This is a genomic window from Glaciecola sp. 1036 (genome assembly GCF_050306235.1).
Lineage (GTDB): Bacteria > Pseudomonadota > Gammaproteobacteria > Enterobacterales > Alteromonadaceae > Glaciecola.
The window spans coordinates 1-21,860 of sequence record NZ_JBLWFH010000004.1 but is presented as its reverse complement, the minus strand read 5'-3'; the positions used below and the strand labels follow the sequence as shown (position 1 = coordinate 21,860).

The window sequence follows — 21,860 nt, the reverse complement described above, 5'->3', positions numbered from 1 at the left end:
CTTATAATTGGCATGCAAGATACCGAAACAACAGTACAAATTCAATGTAATTCTATTGACTTAACAAAGTTCCTGTTTGATTGCGGTAAATCATAAAGATTTATTCGCTACTGCCGTTAAATAAGACATTCAGATTTGGCTAATAAAAAGACTCATTTCGAGGAGTAACCTGTGGATTTAGCAACCCTTGTCGGATTTTTAGGCGCTTTGGGCTTCGTTGTAATGGCGATGGTCATGGGGGGAGACATTATGATCTTCTTCAACGTGCCTTCTTTACTTATCGTTTTCGGCGGGTCGATTTTCGTTGTTCTTATGCAATACCCTATGTCGCAATTTTTGGGCGCTGGTAAAGTCATGGGAAAGGCTTTTTCTTTCAAATTGCAAACCCCTGAGGAGTTGATTGAAAAGATCGTACAAATGGCAGATGAAGCTCGCAAAGGGGGCTTTCTAGCGCTGGAAGAACAAGAAATTGAAAATGCCTTTATGCAGAAAGGGGTCAACATGTTGGTGGATGGACATGATGTAGATGTTGTTCGTGACACTATGTACAAAGACATCGTTAACACAACTGAAAGACACGAATCAGGTGCCGTTATTTTCAAATCTATGGGTGATGTTGCGCCGGCAATGGGGATGATAGGAACGCTGATCGGTTTGGTTGCCATGTTATCCAACATGGATGATCCTAAAGCCATTGGGCCTGCCATGGCTGTTGCATTGTTAACCACACTGTACGGCGCCATGATGGCCAACTTATTTTGCTTGCCGGTATCATTTAAACTGAATGTTAGAAGCTCTGAGGAAAAACTCAATCAGAGCCTAATTCTAGATGGCATTCTAGGTATTGCAGATGGACAAAACCCTCGTGTTATCGAAGGTGTATTAAAAGGTTACATTGCTGAAGGTAAGCGTGGCTCAGAAGAAGAGGCCGCCTAATGGCTGAGCAACAAGAATGTCCTAAATGCCCGCCCGAAGGGCTACCTGCATGGATGGGTACATTTGCTGACTTAATGTCTTTGCTTATGTGCTTTTTCGTATTGCTATTGTCTTTTTCTGAAATGGATGTGAAAAAGTTTAAGCAAATAGCAGGTTCAATGAAATTTGCCTTTGGTGTGCAAAATAAAATTGAATTAAAGGATATTCCTAAAGGGACCAGTGTTGTTGCATTAGAATTTAGACCTGGCAAACCAGATCCTACTCCCATTGAGAGCATTCAACAGATTACCCAAGACATTACTCGTCCAATGCTCAACTTCCAAGATGGGGAAGAAGACTCCGCAGGTGGTCGTCAGAAGCAGAGAGGCACCTTTAGAGGTGGTCAGTCTCCTCAAACAGCAAATCAAACAGCAGCTGCAGGTGCGGCGTCAGCAGACAAAGAGCAAGTCGAAAAGAATAAAAAGAAAATTGAAGACTTACTACAAAAAGAAATAAAAGATGGTGCGGTAGATGTAGAAAACCTTGGCCAACAAATTGTAATCCGCATAAGAGAAAACGGTTCTTTTTCTGCAGGTTCTGCATTTTTGCAACCACAATTTGTGCCCGTTATTCGAAGGCTAGGCACTATCTTAAATGATATGCCTGGTAAAGTAGAAATTACCGGTCACAGTGATGGTATTCAAATTTCAAACGAATTATATACTTCAAATTGGGATCTTAGTGCACAGCGAGCAGTGGCAGTTGCTGAACAATTACGTAGAGCGCCTGGATTTGATGAACAGCGCATGCGGGTGATTGGTAAAGCCGCGACTCAGCCAATAGCCATGGGGGATACACCTGAAGATAATGCCCAAAATCGTCGTGTGGAAATCGCCATTATTCAAGGTGAGCCTAAGTTCTCAGATCCTATTTCAGTTATACAAGAATAGAAACAAGCGCCAGCGCATATACCGAGCAGGGATTCAATAATCCGCTGGCGTTTTACTTATCGATGTAGATCAGCTCTGAATCCAGGTTTTGCAATCACTACTTGCACGGTACTAATAACCCGCTCTAAAAAACCACCTTCGCAATAATTTAAATAATATTGCCACATACGCATAAATCGCTCATCGTAACCATCTTCATTCAACGCGGATTTTTGTTGCATAAAGGCATTGAACCAATCTTGCAAGGTACGAGCATAATCCAAGCCTATATCATGTACATCTCGAATGCTCATATTGGTGTATTTTTTAACGTGCTGATTAATCGAAAATTGCGACGGTAAGAATCCACCGGGGAAAATATGCTTTTGGATAAAGTCAACGTTGTTGGTATAGCTGTCGTAGCGTCTATCATCAATTATGATCGACTGTAGTAGCATAAGCCCGTCTTCCTTTAGCAATGAAGCGCATTTTTGAAAAAAGTTAGGGAGATACTCTTTACCAACGGCTTCAATCATCTCAATGGAAACAAGTTTATCGTATTGACCTTCGAGTAATCGATAATCTTGCTTGAGTAAGGTAATTTTATTTTCTAAGCCCTTTGATTTGATTAAGTCTTCGGCAAAAGCGTATTGTTCTTCAGAGATCGTAGTGGTTGTGACTTTACAGCCAAAATGCTCAGCGGCATAAACAGCTAAACCTCCCCAACCTGTGCCAATCTCTAATAAATGATCATTAGGGGTCAATTTGAGTTTACGACAAATTGTATCTAACTTGTGGGTCTGAGCCTGGGCTAACGTAGCCTGGGGATCAGGGTAAATCGCAGCCGAGTACATCATGCTCTGATCTAGGAATTTGCTATAAAGTTTATTACCTAAATCGTAATGTGCACAGATATTGCGTTTTGCTTGGCTTTTGGAGTTCTTGTTCAAAAAGTGACGCAGTTTCACGGAAGGCATGGTTATCCATTTAAACTTCTTTTCCCAATTGTCTAAAGTCGGCAGGTTTCTAGCAAATATACGAATAACATTAGTTAAATTTGGACTTTCCCAAAGCTTGTCAGTAAAAGTTTCACCCGAGGCAATGCTTCCTCCTAACAGAAGTTTAGGATAGGCGCTTGGGTTTAATATGTTCACTTCCGCCTTTAAATCTGAGTGAGGATCTCCTAGCTGAGCAATCACATTCTGCTGTTCTTTTATAACAAGAAAGCCCTCGGGCATTCGTTTAAGTGCACTGATAAACAATGAACGGCAGGTTTTTTCCCAAACAGAACTGGTATCGGTAGATAAATAGGTTTGTTCATTATGCGACATCTTTTGTTCCTTCTATCTTTCGTACATCACGAATGTGTGTAGACGGGTACACGTTTAAAAAATAGTTTTAGTGCTTGCCAGTAAATTCCAGCCATTGTTTTTACGGTCATGCTAGGAATACTCGAGACACATTGTTTAAGCGTTTTATTACTTAATTCAGAGCGCTGCATTGCGATAGCGGCTTCAAAATGTTTATTTTGTTTAAAACAGCTCAAGCGTAAGTTAATTTGCTGCCCAGGCATTTGAATTTGCCATTTGTAAATCATATCCATGGGATTAAAAGGCGAAACGTGAAAAGCTTTCTCAGTGTCTTGCTGATTCTGTAGATCAACTAGGTAATGATGGCGCTCGTTCCAAGGTGTATTAGAAACTTCAGCCAACATATGAGTGTATTCACCATTATGGTCGCGTAAGAACCAAAAGTTAACTGGGCTAAAATACAGATTAAACGTTCGCACCTGTCCGAAGAAGAATATATCGCCTTCTAAACGCTCATCTGTTAACTTGTTCATGCAATTTAATGCCCTTTCTTTTAGCGGGGTCGAACAGTCTTCATCCTTTTTTAGGTAATCGCTTGAAGAAAAGCTAACAGGGTATCTATAGGATTTTTTAAGATGGAAGTGTTTTATTTCCTTTTCGATTGCAACAAGCTCGTCTAGCTTTAACCACCACATGTATAACGAATAGGTAAATTCATGTTGCTTGGGTTCAAATCGATGATGAAAAACCTTTCCTTTGTATATTGCACTTTCAAATGTCTGCATCAGAGGTGCGCTCCAAAGCGTTTGCAAACATCCAAGGCACTTCTAACGCCATCTTCGTGGAAACCGTTGTACCAATACGCACCGCAATAATGTATACCTTGGACACCACAAATCTGAGCTCGTTGTTGCTGAGCTGCCACCATTTTTGGACTAAACTGTGGGTGGGCATATTCGTACTGTCCTAGAATTTTCTCAGGGTCTATATTTTCCCTATCATTCAAGGTAACAATAAAGGTACGGTTAGCCTGTAGACGTTGTAAAATATTCATGTTGTAGGACACTTTTGCTGGTGCCTCGCGTTCGTTTTTTGTGCCTTGAAGTTGATAATTCCAGCTAGCCCATGCCAATCTTCGTTTAGGAAGTACTTTGACGTCTGTGTGTAGAATTACATCGTTTAACGCATAGGGGATAGCACCAAGTATATTTGTTGTTTGTTTACTTAATGCTTGGTCTAGAGAACTGACATCCAGCAGTTGCAGAGCTTGATCGCTATGGCAAGCAAAAATAACATCATCAAATAACTCATCCCCCGAGTCTGTGGTAACAATTAAACCAGATGACGTTTTTGTGACTTTCTTTACTGGGGTTGAAAGTTTAATTTTATTCGAAAATTCTTTTGCTAGTGGTCCTACATACTCCCTTGAACCTCCAACAATAGTGTACCATTGAGGTCTATCGTTGACATTTAATAGTCCATGGTTATTAAAAAATTTCAGGAAGAATGCCAATGGAAAATTTCCAGCTGTTTCTAAGCTTGCACTCCATATTGCCGCGCACATTGGCAAGATATAATTAACCGCAAAATAATCTGAAAACCCATGCTTTTGTAAAAACTCTGTTAGCGTTATTTCAGACAGATTGAGATCACTATTGAGCGTTTGTTTACACAAATCATTAAACCTAAGAATCTCTCGAATGAGTCGATAAAAACGTGGAGATAAAAGATTTCTTCTCTGAGCAAAAAGAGTATTAAGACTATGGCCATTGTATTCTAGTTCAGAGCTATTATTTCTGACACTAAAACTCATTTCGGTGGCTTGTTTTTTAACCCCAATTTTATCTAACAGTTTAATAAAGTTAGGGTAAGTCCAGTCGTTGAAAACGATAAAACCAGTATCAATGGCGTACTCTTGACCATCAATCTCGATGTCTTTTGTTGCTGTGTGGCCGCCCAGATAATCGCCAGCTTCATATAGGGTTATGTCAGCTCTATCATTTAACAGGTAGCCGCACGTAAGACCTGAAATACCTGAACCAATTATTGCTATTCGTTGCTTTTGCATATTGACTACTTCCCTTTCATTCCGCGACTTAAACGAATACATAATTTATGTTGTAAAAACGCAGGAAGTAAATTTAGAAAACGGATCATTAAACTGAATCGCAGAGGAAAATAAATTGAACGCCGAGAACTAAATATGCCTTTGTACATATAATCTGCGGCTGCATCGGCGCTGATACGCATTGGCATATCAAAATCGTTTTTATCAGTTAACGGCGTTTCTACAAAACCCGGTGAAATTGTTTTTACTTTTACCCCTTTTCTGTCTAGATCTACAGCAAAACTTTTGGCCATGTAATGCAATGCTGCTTTGCTGCCACCGTAGGCTTGGCTTCTTGGAAAAGGCAATAAACGGGCAAGGCTATCAACAAATACCACAGTGTCTTGTTTGCGACAACGAGGCAAAATTGCCGCCATCACGTTGGCTGCACCAAACACATTTGTGGTAAATACGCGTTTAAACATATCGGCTTCAACCTGATCAATGTCCACATATTCGCAGGTACCAGCGTTCAATACATAGTAATCAGCAATAACATCGCTAAGTGCGGATTTCGTTTCTGTTTCGTCGGTAACATCAAATTGCAATGCTTCGATATTCGGAGACTGAGAAAGCTGTTGTAGTTTTTCTTTATTTCGACCACAAGCAATAACATTATGCCCTTCTTGTGCTAATTTCTTGACAAAGGCTTCGCCAATACCTGATGTTGCTCCGGTAACTAACACTTTAGCCATTAGCCAATTCTCCTTTTCACACTTTTAACGAAATAGCCCAAGATCGGCACGTGTTCGTAAGCCATTTGTCCAAGATCGTAATAGTCTCTGTGCAATGTAATTTTATTGTCTTGAGTTTCTAGCCAAGTGATTCCGTCAACACTTACCGGCTTTCCATTATTGATTCGTGATGAAATGTACTTCATCGTCCATGTTATGACGTGGTGGCCATCCGTGGTGGACAATTTGTCGTGAATATCAAATTCACAATACTTTGCGTTTTTTAACAACTTAGTAAAATAATTTTCAACTGCAGAGATACCTTCGTACCTACCTACAGGGTCGGCAAAGACCACATTCTGACTGTAGATTTCAGATAATTTATCGACTTTCATCGACGCCAAATCAGAATAAAATGTAGAAAACTTGTCTAATAAATGCATAAGGTCTGGTAAAAGTTTTTATTCAGATACAGGCTGATTTTCAGACCAGATCAACCATTAATAATTTTTAATTAATAGTCGAACTAATCCAACTCAGACAATTTCTTGTACTTATGAGATAAGTTAATCATCACGGTCAAAATAAAAATGAAGTTGCCACTGTTTCCTTTATCTTCACATTTGTTACCCGAAGGTAGATTGGCACTAAGAATATTCGAACCAAGATACACACGAATGGTGAAAGAGGTTTGTGCGAATAACGGTGGTTTTGTTGTTTGCATGTTAAATACCTCGGGTAACAAACAATCAAATTCACACATATTTCCCCTAGGGACTTACTGCAATGTAATCGATTTTGACATTTTGAAGGACGGCCTGTTGGGTATTACGGTTGAAGGCCAATATTGTGTAAAGATTCACAACATAGCGACCGAACCGGATGGTCTGCGGATAGGTGAGTGCGAACCTTGCGAAATATGGTCATCATCTGGCAATACATATGATTTGCAATCCGCAACCAACAGACTCAAGGAAATATACGACAAATATCCAGAAGTTGCGAAGTTGTATTCGGAGTTGAAGTTTGACGAACCAGAGTGGGTAATTAATCGCTGGATTGAATTGTTACCCGTGAATGCAGAGCAAAAACAACATTTTTTACATCATGGCGATACGAACAGAGTCGTTGCCTATTTAAATCAACTTATTGATTAATAGAACTTTCTGTTGGATTTTTAATGGTTTCGAAAAAACTGACCTGTATATTAAATTTATTTCACTTTTTGTTCATAAATCTTTGCGTATACTGAAGTTCTACGCAAGTTGAAAAACGAAAAGGGTAAAAATCATGTTGATCGGAATTCCACTGGAAAATCAAAAGCGAGAAGATTGTAAGCCTAAAGAATGTGCAGTAGAAATGGCTCAGTATTTAGACACTGTAGCAAACAAGCGATGTAAAATAGCCTTTTCCAAGGTGTTCAGTTATTTTGCACCAAGATTGCGCTCTTATGCGTTGAAACAAATGGGTAATGAGGCGCTTGCAATGGAGCTAGTGCAAGACACAATGTCTAATGTTTGGCAGAAAGCGCACCTATTTAATTCGGAGAAAGGAAGTCCATCTACTTGGATTTTCACCATTGCTAGAAACATACGTTTTGATATGTTGCGAAAGTTACAAAACAGAAAAGAAGATGTGTGTTCTGATGATATTTGGCCAATTTTGTGTGAGCAAACAGCTGACACTAAAATTGCACCGCTGGACCAACAAATTACGTTGGAGGAAGTGGGGCAGTTTTTTGAAGGATTGCCTAAAAAGCAAAAAGCCGTTGTAGAGGCAATTTACATTGATGGCAAATCTCAACAAGAAGTTGCTGATGACTTAGATATTCCTTTAGGTACGGTTAAGTCTAGAACACGATTAGCGTTACAACGTTTGAAGGATATGCTTAAAGAGTATGATTAGATTTCACCCTAGCGCTCAACAACTGAGTCAATTTGCTGAGGGTAATATGTCCCCTGCGCTATCACTGATGATAGCGTCGCACATGGATATGTGCAAAAAATGCATGGAATCATTCGATTTATTACAAGAGCGCGCGGTGAATTCGTTTGAAAGCAGCCACAACAGTTTTGCTGACAATGTTGATTTTTCTCAAATGTTTAAAGACATAACTGAAGACAAGCCGTTTTGCGACGGCTATTACTGTCCAGTCCCACAATCTGTAGTTACCACAACCTTACAACTTGAAGGTAAGGTATTTAATATCCCCCAACCATTACAACGCTTTGCAGAGAAAGCGAGAAATCAAGGCTGGTCAAAACATCTTGGTAAAATCTGGCAAGCAGGGGTAACCATAGGCGGTAAAAATCTTGCCCAGTTCATTTATATGGAGCAAGGTTGTGTGGTGCCGGAACACAGCCATACGGGAAACGAAATTACCTTGGTCATTGATGGGCAATTTTCAGATGGAATGTCTAGCTACGATAGTGGGGATTTGATATTTTTAAACGATTCCCATACCCATTCCCCTTACACAGCAAATCATAACGGGTGTTTGGTTTTCAGCATTGTGGACAGTCCACTGCATTTCACTGATGGTTGGGCAAAGCTAATTAATCCGCTTAGCAATTTATATTTTAAAGCTAATACGGATTAATCTACTGCCCGAGTGTTAGCGGATAAAATCGCTGTCTGGATAATTTAGTTTCAATGTTTTTAGAGCGTTTTGCTTTAATTGCTCTAATCCAATTTGATCATAGCTTTCTACCATGATCTCAAGGGCGGGCTGCACTTGTGCAGTATCAGCAAAATATTCTAAAACATATCGACCACGGTTTGCTGCCGCAACCCATGCTTCTCTACGCATGTAAAAACGAGCAACTGAGATTTCGTGGCGAGCGAGTCTATCTTTAATTGCAACCATGCGTTGCTTAGCATCGTCGGCATATTTAGAGTCTGGTAGCTTTTCAAGTAAACGTCGAAAATCTTCAAAGGCTTCACGGGATGCGCTGGGATCGCGGTCACCACGATCTACGTTAAACAAATCTTGGAACAGGTTGTTATCACTTTCCATATTGACCAAGCCACGCATATACATAGCGTAATCTACATCAGAATGATTTGGATTTAGGCGAATAAATCGGTCGATAGTCGCTAATGTTTGTTCTCTATTGCCGGTTTTATAGTAAGCATAAATTAGATCAAGTTGTACTTGGTGAGATAATTGTCCAAACGGAAATCTTGAATCAATGGTACTTAAAATTTCAGCAGCAGCGGTAAAATTACCAAGATCCATATTTCTTTTTGCTTGCTGATATAAAGCGCTAGCTCCTTGATTGGCTACTAATTCTCGTTCTTCTTCTTCTGAGCTGGTACAGCCAGCTAAACCAAATGCTGCGATACACAAGGTCGCAACCAAAACTTTTTTCATTTGAATATTGCTCTTTTTAAATTTCAAAATAATTCCCGATATTCTACACTATTATTTTGCAATAGCAGTAGCTTAAAGCCTGCTATTTCTTCTTTGTGCTTGCTATAATCCATTCACACTCAATTTTGCGCGTTATTATGTCAGAACAAACAACGAAAATCATGCTTAGTGGAATCATACCTGAGCAAAGTTTTAACAAAAGACTTGACCAATGTCTGGCGGAAATGTTCCCCGATTATTCAAGAACTAAAATAAAAGAATGGATTGAATCTGGCTGTGTTGAAATAGACAACAGTGTTTTAACCATCCCTCGAACTAAGATGAAAGGTGAAGAAGTCGTTAATATTGCGGCTTTCCAAGAGGTTCAAGTCCGTAATCAGGCCGAAGATATTGATATCAATATTGTGTATGAAGACGATGAAATCCTTATCATTAATAAACCCGCTGGTTTAGTCGTGCATCCAGGGGCAGGTAATTCTACTGGGACTTTGCTCAATGCTCTATTAGCACATTGTCCAAACATCGATAAAATTCCAAGAGCAGGCATTGTACATCGGTTAGACAAAGATACTACAGGTCTAATGGTGGTGGCGAAAACCATTGAATCTCAGCGTCATTTAGTCGAGCAGTTACAGTCTAGAAGCATGGGGCGAGAATACGAAGCAGTCGTCATGGGGAATCTTATTGGTGGTGGTTTCGTGGATGAAAATATCGGCAGACATCCAAGTAAACGCACGCTTATGGCGGTTAGAGAAACAGGAAAACCTGCGGTTACTCACTATAGGATTATTGAAAAGTTTCGTGCGCATACCCATCTCAGGTTGAAGTTGGAGACAGGGCGAACTCACCAAATAAGAGTGCATATGGCTCATATCAAACATCCTTTGGTTGGTGATACTCAGTATGGAGGCCGTCCTCGACCGCCTAAAAAGGCCAGTGAAGCTTTAGCGAGTTGTTTACGGAACTTTAAAAGACAAGCCCTTCATGCTGCTCAAATCACCTTACAGCATCCAAGTACAAATGAATTAATGACATGGCAGGCGGAAATTCCTCAGGATATGGTGCAGTTAATCAATGTGCTTAAACAAGATGTTCAAGAAAACCCGGATTTGATGGACTATTGAAAACTATCTCGCCAACTTATTTGCTAGCTCCCAATGTAGTTTGTTTTAGTTGTACACGGGAGCAAGGGGAAAGCTTAGTACCCTATGATAGTTTGAACATGGGACTGCATGTTGGCGATAATAGAGACGCTGTGTTGCAAAACAGAGGATATTTATTTGAATATTGTCAACAACTTACCGGCAATACATGTAATTTCCCTGTGTTTATGAATCAACAGCATTCGAATCAGATTATTGACGTTGATAAAAATACTATGGAGCCCTCTACCATAGCAGACGGTATTTTTACTAGCCAAAAACACTTACCTTTATGTGTGATGACTGCAGACTGTTTACCCATTGTCATGACTGATGGAATCGAAGTAGCAGCTGTGCATGCAGGCTGGCGCGGACTTGCAGAAGGAATTGTTGAAAAAGCTGTTGCTAATTTTGCTGATCCAACTCGTTTAGCCGTCTGGATCGGACCTAGTATTAGCCAAGAAAAGTTTGAAGTTGGTCTGGACGTGATTAAATATTTTACTCAGTATTCAAGCTGCATCCGGCCTTCTTCTTTAAATAATAAGTATTTATTAGACTTACCCGCTATCTGCCAACAAATATTAAATAATGCGGGAGTAGAAAATATACAACTGAGCAACATTTGTAGCTATCGGGATGAGCGCTTTTTTTCGCACCGTCAAGCGACCCACTCGGACATTCAACAAACCGGTAGAAATGTCACTGTAATTATCAAAACTTGATAAATTTTTAATCGTTTTGTCTTGAAATGACCCCCTGTAATACCCATATCCTGTGTAGGGTAATTTTGGAGAAATTAAGATATGCGATTAGATAAATTCACAAACAAGTTTCAAATCGCTATTTCTGATGCACAATCCTTGGCATTAGGAAGAGATAACCAATACATAGAACCAGTACATTTGATGTCTGCATTGTTAAATCAACAAGGCGGGACAGTTCGTCCTTTATTGGATCTCATAGGGGTGAACGTAAACGCGCTTCGTTCTTCACTTAGTGAAGCGGTAGAAAAACTACCTAAGATTCAGGGTATAGCAGGTGATGTTCAACTTGGCAGAGATACCGGTCGACTTTTAAATATTTGCGACAAGTTAGCGCAAAAACGCAAAGATGAATATATCACTTCTGAATTATTTGTTCTTGCAGCTTTAGAAGATACTGGTGCTTTAGGCTCTATGTTGAAACAGCAAGGCTTAGACGCGAATAAAGTTGAAGCTGGAATCGATAAAATGCGCGGTGGTCAAAAAGTAACAGACCAAAGTGCTGAAGATGTTAGACAGGCATTGGAAAAATTTACCACTGATCTCACTGAACGAGCTGAACAGGGGAAATTAGATCCTGTTATTGGGCGTGATGAAGAAATTAGACGCACAGTCCAGGTGTTACAACGACGAACTAAAAATAACCCAGTGTTAATTGGTGAGCCCGGTGTAGGTAAAACAGCAATTGTCGAGGGGCTAGCACAACGGATCATCAACGGTGAGGTGCCTGAAGGATTAAAAAACAAAAGAGTACTTTCTTTAGACATGGGAGCACTTTTAGCTGGTGCCAAATATAGAGGGGAATTTGAGGAAAGGCTCAAAGCCGTTTTGACTGAGCTTGCCAAAGAAGAGGGTAGAGTCATTCTCTTTATTGATGAATTGCATACCATGGTAGGGGCTGGTAAGACAGATGGCGCAATGGATGCTGGAAACATGCTAAAACCCGCCTTAGCTAGAGGAGAATTGCATTGTGTAGGAGCAACTACTTTAGATGAATATCGCCAGTACATTGAAAAAGACGCAGCGTTAGAAAGACGTTTCCAAAAGGTGCAAGTGGATCAACCAACTGTTGAAGACACAATTGCTATTTTAAGGGGCTTAAAAGAACGTTACGAACTGCACCACTCAGTTGATATTACCGATCCTGCGATTGTTGCAGCCGCTACCTTATCCCATCGATACATTAGCGACAGACAATTGCCCGACAAGGCCATAGATTTGATCGATGAGGCGGCTTCTAGTATTCGTATGCAAATTGATTCTAAACCAGAAGAAATGGATCGACTTGAAAGACGTATTATTCAATTGAAACTGGAAGAGCAGGCACTTGCAAAAGAAACCGACGATGCTAGTCACAAGCGTTTAGAGGTGATTGAATTAGAGAGAGAGCAAGCTGAAGTGAAATTTGCCGAGCTAGAAAAAGTTTGGAACTCTGAGAAAGATGCAATGCAGGGCACGCAGGGTATTAAAGCGGAGCTTGAACAAGCTAAGCTAGATCTTGAAATTGCCAGAAGGGCATCGGATTTAAACCGAATGTCTGAACTTCAATATGGCAGAATTCCAGAACTAGAACAAAGACTGGAAAAAGCGTCTGAAATGGAATCTTCAGAAAATCAATTACTTAAAAATAAAGTTACCGATGTAGAAATTGCTGATGTCCTTTCCAGGTGGACAGGAATCCCTGTATCTAAAATGCTTGAAAGTGAGAAAGAAAAATTAGTCAATATGGAACAAGTGCTAACCAAACGTGTTGTAGGACAGGCCGAAGCTGTGAAGGCAGTGTCTAGTGCCATCAGACGATCTCGTGCAGGTTTGGCAGATCCTGATAAACCTACAGGTTCGTTCTTGTTTCTAGGACCTACGGGGGTTGGTAAAACTGAACTTTGTAAAGCCTTGGCCAATTTTATGTTCGATACCGAAAGTGCCTTGATACGTATTGATATGTCGGAATTCATGGAGAAGCATTCAGTATCGCGTCTTGTAGGTGCTCCTCCTGGATACGTTGGCTACGAAGAGGGCGGGTATTTAACCGAAGCCGTGCGACGTAAGCCCTATTCGGTAATATTACTGGACGAGGTAGAGAAAGCGCATCCAGATGTATTTAACATTTTGCTACAAGTGTTAGATGACGGTAGGTTGACCGACGGGCAAGGACGAACAGTCGATTTTAAAAATACCTTAATCATTATGACCTCTAACCTAGGCTCCGATATCATTCAGGCCCAAGCTGGGGAAGAGAACTACGAACAGATGAAATCAAGCGTTATGCAAGTGTTAGGACAGCACTTTAGACCTGAATTCATTAACCGTGTTGACGATATAGTAGTATTCCATCCTCTTGCAAAAGAGCAGATTAAAGCTATCGCTAAGATTCAGTTAGCGGGTTTACGTCAACGCTTAAATGAAATGAATCTTAAACTAGAAATATCTGCAGGGGCCTTAGATAAACTCGCTGAGGCAGGCTTTGACCCAGTTTTTGGGGCGAGACCGCTAAAAAGAGCTATTCAAACTCAGATTGAAAATCCATTGGCAGAAACCTTGCTTGCAGGTCAGCTCAAAGATAAGGATACGGTCAGAATTGATGTGGAAAATGATGCTTTAACCATTATTTAGCATAAGCTGTTAGGTGAAAAGCGAGCTGTAAAGCTCGCTTTTTTATATGTTTTGCATTAACTCTTCAGCTTTCTGCCTTTTTTCAAATTCGCCGAAATCAGAGAGTAAAACCTTCAACTCTCTTTTCGCTTCATTTATTCTGCCAAGTTTTTCTAAGGTATAGGCGATATGAAAGCGATTATTTGGATCTTGAGCATTTATTGAATACGAACGACGTAAATAATCTAGCCCTTGAGTAAAGTCACCTTGCAAACTTAATACCCAACCTAAAGTATCTAAAATCGCAAAATTCTGTTGATTGGTTTCATAAGCTTGTTGGATATATCCATAGGCAACATCAAGGCGATTTTCTTGAATATATAAATTTGCTAAGTTGTTCAACACTCTGTGGTTAGCCGGATATTCATTTATGTTCACTATAGACATATATTTTGCTTTCGCTTTTTCCAGTTCATCTTTTTCCATGTAATAATCGGCTAAAAGATGGGTTGCAAAAACATTGTTCACTGGATCTTTGGCTAGGTTTTCGAACTTCTTCTCGAAGCTCTTTGCTTTGATGCCTTGTCGCGATAGCTGATAAGCACCAATGATAGCAGGCGTTAAAATTGGACTTATGTCCAGCGCTTTAATATAACAATCCATAGCTTTACTTGGATTGTTCTTTGCTAAAGCAATATCGCCCCTTAATAACTCCACGTCTGGATTGCGGATATAGTTTGTTGCTAATTCATCAAATTGTGTTTGCGCTTCAGTTAATTTCCCTCTGAATAGATATACTCGTATCAAATTACGTCTATAAAGAAAATTATCCTTGTCTAATTCAAGGGCTCTTGCGAGAGATTTTTCGGCGCCAGAAAATTCTTCTATATTGATAAACCTCTCGCTTAAATCATATAAAGCTTGATGATCTTCAATAAAAATTCCATACAGGGTATTCAAGTCTTCAATCGCACTAGTTTTCTGTCCGAGTGCTTTTAAAATTTCGAATCTTGTCAATAGTAGGTCTGATGACAAAAACTGGCGTTTCAGTAACCAATTTACTGTTTGCAGCGCTTTTTCATAATCTTCTACAGTGACTTCCAGCGCCAAAATTGTTCGCTTCAGCGCTTCATTTTCTTTACTTCTCGCTTCTGCTTCTAACAGAATTTCTCGCGCTTGTTCAGTATTTCCCAACCCTATAAAAATTCGACTAAGCAATATTTTAGCAGGAATGTTTTCGGGAGCGAGGTTGCTGACTCGTACGGCTAAATCTTTTGCTTCTTTAAATCTTTTTTGCTCAAACAAAAACAGTGCAAAATTATAATTCGCTGAAAAGTGAGAGGGATCATTCTTAAGTATTTTTCGGTAAAGCTCTTCAGCAATAGACTTTTCTCCAGACTTTACTAAATATGAAGCTTTTAAGTTTTGCACATTTGGACTGTCTGGGCGAGCTTCAAATAAAGCATCAATTAACTTGCCTGCAACCTCTAAATTATCAGACTGAAGCGCCATAACGGCTCGTTGAACACTTAGTTCAAAACTGTCAGTCGTTATTTTATTTAAACTTTCAAATGCTAGCTGAGGCTTACCTCTAGCCATCATTAATCTAGCTTTAGTTGCTAAAAAAATCGGATCGTCGGTAAATTTGGACTCAGTGGCATTAATCAAAAAGTTACATTTGTGATTCCGATTTGAGCGAATATACAATTCACAAATCTCTTTAATCATTAATGGATCTTTGTCTACTTCATTTTGATATTGCTCTAGTATCTCGGCCGCCGCTATATAATTGCCTTCGTTTTTATACACTTCTACCAACATTTTTGCTGCGTTAAAGTCACCATTGTTTCGTTGTAAATAGCGACTGAGCATAGTGCGAGCTTTTTCAAAATTTCCATTTGCTAAATTAGCGATACCACTGATATACAGGAGTTCGTCACTTTCATTTGCAGTTTGATCGTCGACCAGACTTAATTTATTTACCAATTCATCTAGTTCAGCGGACGCTTCTTGCTGTCTATCTAATCTAGACAACACCCAGCTTTTAAGGAGTTTAGCCATTGGATCATCAGGCGATAATTCTAATGCGCGATCCAATTGCGCCAATGCATCTTGGAAACGTTTTTGCGATATGTAAGCAGCGACCAAATCTCTAAGGATTAGTGGGTGTTTTTCGAATAATTTTAGCGCTGTTTCAAGATAGGTAATTTGAGTTTCCTTTCTGCCGAGTTTTTTATTTGCCTCTGCAAGCAAACGATATGTTTCGGCGTTTCTATCATCGATATTTAGAGAGGTTTTAAGTAGCGCCATGGCTCTATCATTTTCACCTGACTGAATGTTGATGTTAGCCGCAGCATTTAATACTTGTACTTCGGATGCTCCCGTTTCAAGTGCTTGTTCTGCTCTTAAAAGTGCTTGTTGTGTATCCTTTAAAATAAAATAAGCACCAGCTTTTGCAATTAGGAGTCTTGCTTTTTTTACTGGGGTAAGCTGATTGGTTTCTAATTCTGTAATTGCTTGGTACTTTTGTAGGGAAAACAACACATTAATAAGCGGTTCTACAATGAGGTTGGGATCGCCGTTTTCGTCTAATGCGTCTAATAAAATCTCTTCTGCATCTTCATAATAACCGGATAGACCTAATACTTCACCCATCAATATTTTACTTGGCAGGTGGTTAGGATTTTCGTCTAAGCTACGTTTTAAATAAATATAACTTTCATCAATAGCACCTTTGTCAAAGGCGATATATGCTGACTCGAAATCACCGTTCAAGTCACCTTGTTGCTCTTGTTGAGCCACTACACTATGTGAAAAAAGACTTAGTAAAAGAAATAAGCGTCGCATCTACACCCTCTAAAAACAAAAAAAGCCGATTATATAATCGGCTTCTTATTCAAATAGTTTTGTTATTTTCGCCTTCTCAGGAATAATAACGCTCCGCCTATCAGCATTGCAAGCATTCCAGGTGCGCTAGCTTCAGTTACGGTTCCTGTGTCAGGCTTGGTGTGAGTAGTTAAGCCAGCAAGTTTAATTGCGTCATTTCCAGTTGACCAACTTTCAGGATGACCAAAAATACCATTATATGCACCAATCAACCAATACTGAGAATATGTAGGGTCAGAGGCCGTAGTTACAGATGAGCCAACAGAAACGTTTGAGTAATGATTAATGTGATCCCAACCAGAAGACATTAGATCTTCCCATGTGCTTGTTCCATCGAAGAAATTACCATTAGTTGCTCCGCCTGTGTAAGCGAGCACGCTCATGTCACTATCATTGCTCCACCAACCAATATTAAATGATGCAACATCAACTTCTTTGTTAAATGATAGTAACACCATTTCGTACTCTATATCATCAGGCGAATCACCGCCGTTATATATATTGTCGATGGCATGGTTTGGAGAAGAAGTGTAGTTGTTATTAATTTCGTCTTGGTTAGAAATACCTAAATGACTACCCCAGCGATTTAGTTGTGCTGGTGCAACACAAGGATCAGGATCCGTTCCTGGATTTGGTGACCCGCCATAAGGATAACCACATTCTGACGAGCTAGCCCATGCTGTTACCTGCATGTTAACACCACCAGAGCTTATATTTAAGGTGTTTCCTACACCGTAAGAACCAAATGAACCAGAGCCAAAATCCCAAGTTTGTTCTCCAGCCTGTGCCATTGATGTCATCAATGTTAGCGTTGCCGCTAATCCTAGCAATTTTATTTTCATGATCATCTCTATATGTCTACATCTAACGGTATCTTTAGCAACAACTGTGCCTAAAGAATAAACTCTTTAAAAAACAATAGAATAAAAAAACTTTCCCTGTTTTCTATCGGCGCATTGTATAAAATCCTGACACAAAAGAACAGTGAAATTTGATTGTTTTTTAAACTTTTCTCAAGTGGCTTGTTCTAATGCGTTACAAACAAAAGGCTATATGTCATTGAAATCCAATGCTATAGTTAGACCTAAGCAAATCGCTTCTTTTTAAAATGTAAAATAGTGGAAAAACGAAAAATATGACAAAAAGACGAGGCATTTATTTATTGCCAAATTTATTGACAACGGCTGGCCTTTTCAGTGGCTTTTACGCGGTTGTAATGTCTATGAATGGAATGTTTGAACATGCGTCAGTGGCTATTTTTGTCGCTATGATATTTGATGGTTTAGATGGCAGAGTCGCTAGAATTACCAATACTCAATCTGCTTTTGGAGCGGAATACGATTCAATGGCCGACATGGTATCTTTTGGTATTGCGCCGGCGTTGGTGGCTTACAATTTCGGAATGACAGATTTAGGTAAAATTGGTTGGTTGGCTGCATTTATGTATGTAGCTGGGGCCGCCTTAAGACTCGCAAGATTTAATACACAAATTGAAACTGCCGATAAGCGCTTTTTTCAAGGTCTAGCAAGTCCGGCAGCAGCTGCTGTGGTTTCAGGTACGGTTTGGGTAAGTTACGATTACAACATAGACGGAAACAGCATCGGCTTTTTAGTCGCCATAGTTACCGGTTTAGCTGGTTTATTGATGGTGAGTAATTTCAAGTACAATTCATTCAAAGAATTAAATTGGCATGGCAAAGTCCCCTTTGTGGCACTTTTAATTGTAATGCTTATTTTTATCATTGTAGCAACTGCACCATCCCTTGTTTTGGTAACGGTGTTCGCCCTATACGCTATTGCTGGGCCAGTTAATACCTTCCGAACAGTTGATAAGTTTACTTTAGAGGATGTCATTGGCGATACTGAGCCCGATGCAGATTTTGAAGAAACCTCTTTTCAAACATCAAGTCAAGAAAAAGAGTCTTCTAGTGAACAAGAAGACTCTAAAGAAAATAAGCAATAACTTAATCGTGCAGGTTGGAGTCTAATGTCCAGCCTGCTTCATCTCTCGAATACAATACTGTCGGCCAATAGTAATTTTCTTCTCTAACGCGATATTCTTCTATTTGAAAATTTTTATCTAAGCGTACGGCTAATATCTTTGTAAAGTCGCCGGTTTGTTTTTCCTTTAAAATAGAAAATAGTTGCCCAACATCATCAATAGGTTGGTTATCGAGAGCAATAATGCAAACTGGATCACCGCCTATTGCAGAGTATACTGACGCACCATAATATCGATATCCAAGTCTGATACAGGTTTTTTGCGGACCGAAAGGTGTATTTATAGCCAACGGCATCGAGTGAATAATGCCTCCTCCCCAAATAAGCACTTTATTTATATTCAGATAATCCCAGTTGCTCGGCTTAACTACAATTTCCTTAATGCCGCCATTACGTAATACTTTTACTTTATGAGAGGCGGCGTTTAAGGATAAATAAACCTCATTCAAGGTGGTTACTTTTTCACTGTTTACTTCAAGAATTATGTCTCCAGAAGCTAAACCACTATTTTCAAGTTCAGCAGCTTTTTGAACGAACACTTTTCGCGCTATGTCTTGGGCGAACTTCCTTTCAAGTCCAAGTTCAAGGGCTTCAGCGTAACTGACGTAGGTTAATTGATCTTTAATTTGATATCTGCCCGTTTTCCCTTCTGTCACGCTGTGTACAAAGTCCAAAACTAAAGCCAAGGGGATCACTACATCGAAGGGTTCCTTTTCAGAATATCCTGGCGCCAAAGCGAGAAGCCGATTGTCTTCCGAGGTATAAATAGAAAAATCTCCGGTAATATAGGAAAAGTCATAAGAATCAAAATTTATCTGTGCTTGATTTAATACTGGCCAACCTTTAGACACTTCAGTTTCAAAATCTATATGGGTTGTGCGTCCTTTTAGTAAAACGGATTCGTACTCATTTACCCTTGATAATTCTAGTGAGGGAATTTTAGCGTTATCAATATTAATCGAAGATAAGTCTGCAGATAGTAATACCAGATTTAAATAAGGATGAATTGCGCTAACTGAGGCTGCTAAAGTGGTGCCATTGTTAAAATACAAATTTACTTGGGATAAACTTGAATCTATGATGCCTTTGCCAGTTAAAATTAGGCCAGCATCAACATCCAAAATTAGACCCATACCTTTTTGAATTACTGATCCATTTACATTAACTTCAAGTGGCCGAATTACTTCTATATCTACGAACGGACTGGAAACCTCATTTTCTGATTTTTTGCTAAAACCATTCATAGAATCTGTGGAGGGGGGAAGTTTATTACATTGCCAAAATTGTTTGCCAATTACATTTTTACAATGTCGATTGATGTAGAAATTAGCTAAATTTCTAACTTTTGTGTAGCGTTGTTCTTTTTGATCGTATAAATACCGATAACGAATACTAAATTTTTGGTTATTCGGAATCGACGTCAGTGTAGTTTTTAAGTCGTCGAGCGAATTTATCGGATTTTCATTAATACTGTCGACCTTTACAAAACTTCGTATTGATTGACCACCAAACACTCTTCCTTCTGAGGTTATAAGCACTCCAGATATAGGTACGTTAAAAAGTCTCGCGGCACCGATTCCAATAGGGGTAAATACGGTTTTTCCGTATTCTATATATTCTGTTGGGACTAATGAAAATAAGTCCGTGACTTGAATCTTTGCTTGCTTAATTTCATTTTCCCGTTCAAATATTATTTTTACATTTTGGTTTACGCGATTATTAAGCTTACTTTCCAATGTATAAAAGTCGTCGAGTACAACATCATCGATGCTATGGATTAAATCCCCAATTTTTAAATGCGTTTCAGCTGGGCTCTGTTTTACAATGTGTGTAACTAGTAATCTTCCGTTAGCTCCAGGCAATGCTTGTTTCAGTTCTTTTATCCGTTCAGCCTTTATTCCAAGTCTTGTCATTTGATTGAAAGGAACATGTTCAAAAACAACTTGTAAACTACCGCGGTTAACGGGTTTTTCATTTATGACGTTATCGATAATAGGCTTTATCATTTTCATGGGTAGAAAAAAGGCTGTCGCTGTATCAACCCTCCCCCCAGCATTTATTGCGATGGCCTCATTATTATCATTTAATATTGGGGAGCCAGATGAGCCACCACTTGTCCCTAAGGCTTCTTGCATATAATAGGTGTTGTGATCGTTATTGGTGTTATTGTAGACAGGAGGCTCTCGATCTAAACGAGAAAGTACACCCTCTATAATAGACAGTGCTTCACCACCGTCATTACCATACAATCTAATTTTTTGTCCCACACTGGCGTCAGTAGATAATTTAATAGGGATGATAGATAAATCGTTAATCTCATTTACGTTATATTTAAAAATGCCAAAATCGTGTATTGGATCTCTATAAATTGGCGTGATACTTAGTTTACGTTTGTTGGCGAACTCAGCATAAGCAACAATAGGCCCTACATTTACAATGTGCTTATTAGTGAGTATTAAACCTTTTTCACTATCTATAACGAACCCTGTACCAAATCCGGATGCGTTAAATCCTTCATCCCAGGGAACTACTTTATTCAATTCGATATTAACGACAGCATTAATTATTTGATCTTGATTTGAAGCTGAACTGGTTGACGAAAAAAGGGCCAAACAAATACTAGATAATAAAATAAATAATAAAGACTTCATGTCAGATATATTCCAATAAAACAGCGTGAATTTAACGGTAACATTTTCGACTCTGAAATAGCAAAATGATTTCATTTTAAAAAAACACTTGCACTAATTTTTTTGCTGTGTAGAATGCGCGCTCGCTGTTGAGGAGTATCGCTTTGCGGTCATAATTTGACCACTGCTGAGGCTTTTCACAGACAAGCTAAAACGAGGTAAAAAAAGCTATCTTTTTTCACTAAAACAGCTTGACAAAATTTTGGGTTAGCGTAGTATTCGCATCCCGCTTGAGAGGGACTTGAAAGAGACCGCTTGAGCAAAGATTAACCTCATAGGTATTTATATCACGAGGCTTAATCCACAAGAGGTCTTGTCCTACTCTTTGTGAGTACGAAACATCTCTTGCGCAAATAACATTTTTCGCGATGCGAAAAACAACATTTGCACTTTGTTCTTTAAAAATTAGAAACAAGACAATCTGTGTGGGCACTCGTTAAGAGTGTCACAACGACAATTTATTTGTAATTCGATATTTAA

Annotated in this window: 18 protein-coding genes; 9 read left to right on the top strand and 9 right to left on the bottom strand. The window is 39.3% G+C overall.

The features are described from left to right. The first annotated feature begins 171 nt into the window (after positions 1 to 171). On the top strand, positions 172 to 936 hold the full coding sequence (gene pomA / locus ACNKW3_RS07220) for a flagellar motor protein PomA (RefSeq protein WP_427398618.1): 765 nt from the start codon (positions 172 to 174) through the stop codon (positions 934 to 936). Further along, positions 936 to 1,865 carry a flagellar motor protein MotB gene (locus ACNKW3_RS07215; RefSeq protein ID WP_427398617.1) on the top strand — a complete coding sequence of 310 codons (930 nt, stop codon included), beginning with the start codon at positions 936 to 938 and terminating at the stop codon, positions 1,863 to 1,865. Before pomA ends, ACNKW3_RS07215 begins: the two co-directional genes overlap by 1 nt. Before the next feature lie 56 nt (positions 1,866 to 1,921). Here ACNKW3_RS07215 and ACNKW3_RS07210 read toward each other — a convergent pair whose 3' ends face one another. Genes ACNKW3_RS07210 through ACNKW3_RS07190 form a run of 5 tightly spaced genes read right to left on the bottom strand, consistent with a single transcriptional unit; the run spans position 1,922 to position 6,378 of the window. After that, the gene (locus tag ACNKW3_RS07210; RefSeq protein ID WP_427398616.1) at positions 1,922 to 3,175 is read right to left on the bottom strand and encodes a class I SAM-dependent methyltransferase; all 1,254 of its coding nucleotides are present in this window, start codon (positions 3,173 to 3,175) and stop codon (positions 1,922 to 1,924) included. A 26-nt stretch (positions 3,176 to 3,201) separates the two neighbouring features. Then, positions 3,202 to 3,939 carry a DUF1365 domain-containing protein gene (locus ACNKW3_RS07205; RefSeq protein WP_427398615.1) on the bottom strand — a complete coding sequence of 246 codons (738 nt, stop codon included), beginning with the start codon at positions 3,937 to 3,939 and terminating at the stop codon, positions 3,202 to 3,204. After that, a complete protein-coding gene (locus ACNKW3_RS07200) occupies positions 3,939 to 5,222 on the bottom strand; it encodes an NAD(P)/FAD-dependent oxidoreductase (RefSeq protein ID WP_427398614.1) in 1,284 nt (427 codons plus the stop codon). The genes ACNKW3_RS07205 and ACNKW3_RS07200 overlap by 1 nt, the downstream gene beginning before the upstream one ends. Positions 5,223 to 5,227: 5 nt before the next feature. Continuing rightward, the gene (locus ACNKW3_RS07195) at positions 5,228 to 5,956 is read right to left on the bottom strand and encodes an SDR family NAD(P)-dependent oxidoreductase (RefSeq protein WP_427398613.1); all 729 of its coding nucleotides are present in this window, start codon (positions 5,954 to 5,956) and stop codon (positions 5,228 to 5,230) included. Beyond that, on the bottom strand, positions 5,956 to 6,378 hold the full coding sequence (locus ACNKW3_RS07190; protein ID WP_427398612.1) for a nuclear transport factor 2 family protein: 423 nt from the start codon (positions 6,376 to 6,378) through the stop codon (positions 5,956 to 5,958). Before ACNKW3_RS07190 ends, ACNKW3_RS07195 begins: the two co-directional genes overlap by 1 nt. A gap of 147 nt (positions 6,379 to 6,525) precedes the next feature. Between ACNKW3_RS07190 and ACNKW3_RS07185 the strand changes: the two genes are divergently transcribed. The 3 genes from ACNKW3_RS07185 to ACNKW3_RS07175 all read left to right on the top strand — a co-directional run bounded on the left by ACNKW3_RS07185 (position 6,526) and on the right by ACNKW3_RS07175 (position 8,534). Next, positions 6,526 to 7,092, top strand: coding sequence for an LON peptidase substrate-binding domain-containing protein (locus ACNKW3_RS07185; protein ID WP_427398611.1), 567 nt, complete (start codon positions 6,526 to 6,528; stop codon positions 7,090 to 7,092). Between the two features lie 133 nt (positions 7,093 to 7,225). Then, positions 7,226 to 7,840, top strand: a complete 615-nt coding sequence (locus ACNKW3_RS07180; RefSeq protein WP_427398610.1) for a sigma-70 family RNA polymerase sigma factor — start codon at positions 7,226 to 7,228, stop codon at positions 7,838 to 7,840. Further along, positions 7,833 to 8,534, top strand: coding sequence for a ChrR family anti-sigma-E factor (locus ACNKW3_RS07175; RefSeq protein ID WP_427398609.1), 702 nt, complete (start codon positions 7,833 to 7,835; stop codon positions 8,532 to 8,534). The genes ACNKW3_RS07180 and ACNKW3_RS07175 overlap by 8 nt, the downstream gene beginning before the upstream one ends. A gap of 15 nt (positions 8,535 to 8,549) precedes the next feature. On the opposite strand, the gene ACNKW3_RS07170 is transcribed toward ACNKW3_RS07175, so the two are convergent. After that, the gene (locus ACNKW3_RS07170; protein WP_427398608.1) at positions 8,550 to 9,308 is read right to left on the bottom strand and encodes an outer membrane protein assembly factor BamD; all 759 of its coding nucleotides are present in this window, start codon (positions 9,306 to 9,308) and stop codon (positions 8,550 to 8,552) included. Between the two features lie 137 nt (positions 9,309 to 9,445). Between ACNKW3_RS07170 and rluD the strand changes: the two genes are divergently transcribed. The 3 genes from rluD (at position 9,446) to clpB (ending at position 13,824) form a co-directional block, all read left to right on the top strand. Then, positions 9,446 to 10,432, top strand: coding sequence for a 23S rRNA pseudouridine(1911/1915/1917) synthase RluD (gene rluD, locus ACNKW3_RS07165; protein ID WP_427398607.1), 987 nt, complete (start codon positions 9,446 to 9,448; stop codon positions 10,430 to 10,432). Next, positions 10,429 to 11,172, top strand: coding sequence for a peptidoglycan editing factor PgeF (pgeF, locus tag ACNKW3_RS07160; protein WP_427398606.1), 744 nt, complete (start codon positions 10,429 to 10,431; stop codon positions 11,170 to 11,172). Before rluD ends, pgeF begins: the two co-directional genes overlap by 4 nt. Positions 11,173 to 11,253: 81 nt before the next feature. Continuing rightward, positions 11,254 to 13,824, top strand: a complete 2,571-nt coding sequence (gene clpB, locus ACNKW3_RS07155) for an ATP-dependent chaperone ClpB (protein WP_427398605.1) — start codon at positions 11,254 to 11,256, stop codon at positions 13,822 to 13,824. Between the two features lie 42 nt (positions 13,825 to 13,866). On the opposite strand, the gene prsT is transcribed toward clpB, so the two are convergent. Together prsT and xdp1 are read right to left on the bottom strand one after the other, a co-directional pair. Continuing rightward, the gene (gene prsT, locus ACNKW3_RS07150; RefSeq protein WP_427398604.1) at positions 13,867 to 16,650 is read right to left on the bottom strand and encodes an XrtA/PEP-CTERM system TPR-repeat protein PrsT; all 2,784 of its coding nucleotides are present in this window, start codon (positions 16,648 to 16,650) and stop codon (positions 13,867 to 13,869) included. 62 nt (positions 16,651 to 16,712) lie between these two features. Beyond that, positions 16,713 to 17,531: an exosortase-dependent surface protein XDP1 gene (xdp1, locus tag ACNKW3_RS07145; protein ID WP_427398603.1), complete on the bottom strand. Its 819-nt coding sequence runs from the start codon at positions 17,529 to 17,531 to the stop codon at positions 16,713 to 16,715. A gap of 293 nt (positions 17,532 to 17,824) precedes the next feature. On the opposite strand from xdp1, the gene pssA reads away from it, so the two are divergent. After that, positions 17,825 to 18,652 carry a CDP-diacylglycerol--serine O-phosphatidyltransferase gene (gene pssA, locus ACNKW3_RS07140; RefSeq protein WP_427398602.1) on the top strand — a complete coding sequence of 276 codons (828 nt, stop codon included), beginning with the start codon at positions 17,825 to 17,827 and terminating at the stop codon, positions 18,650 to 18,652. Between the two features lies 1 nt (position 18,653). Here pssA and ACNKW3_RS07135 read toward each other — a convergent pair whose 3' ends face one another. Further along, on the bottom strand, positions 18,654 to 21,341 hold the full coding sequence (locus ACNKW3_RS07135) for a trypsin-like peptidase domain-containing protein (protein WP_427398601.1): 2,688 nt from the start codon (positions 21,339 to 21,341) through the stop codon (positions 18,654 to 18,656). Between the last annotated feature and the right edge of the window lie 519 nt (positions 21,342 to 21,860).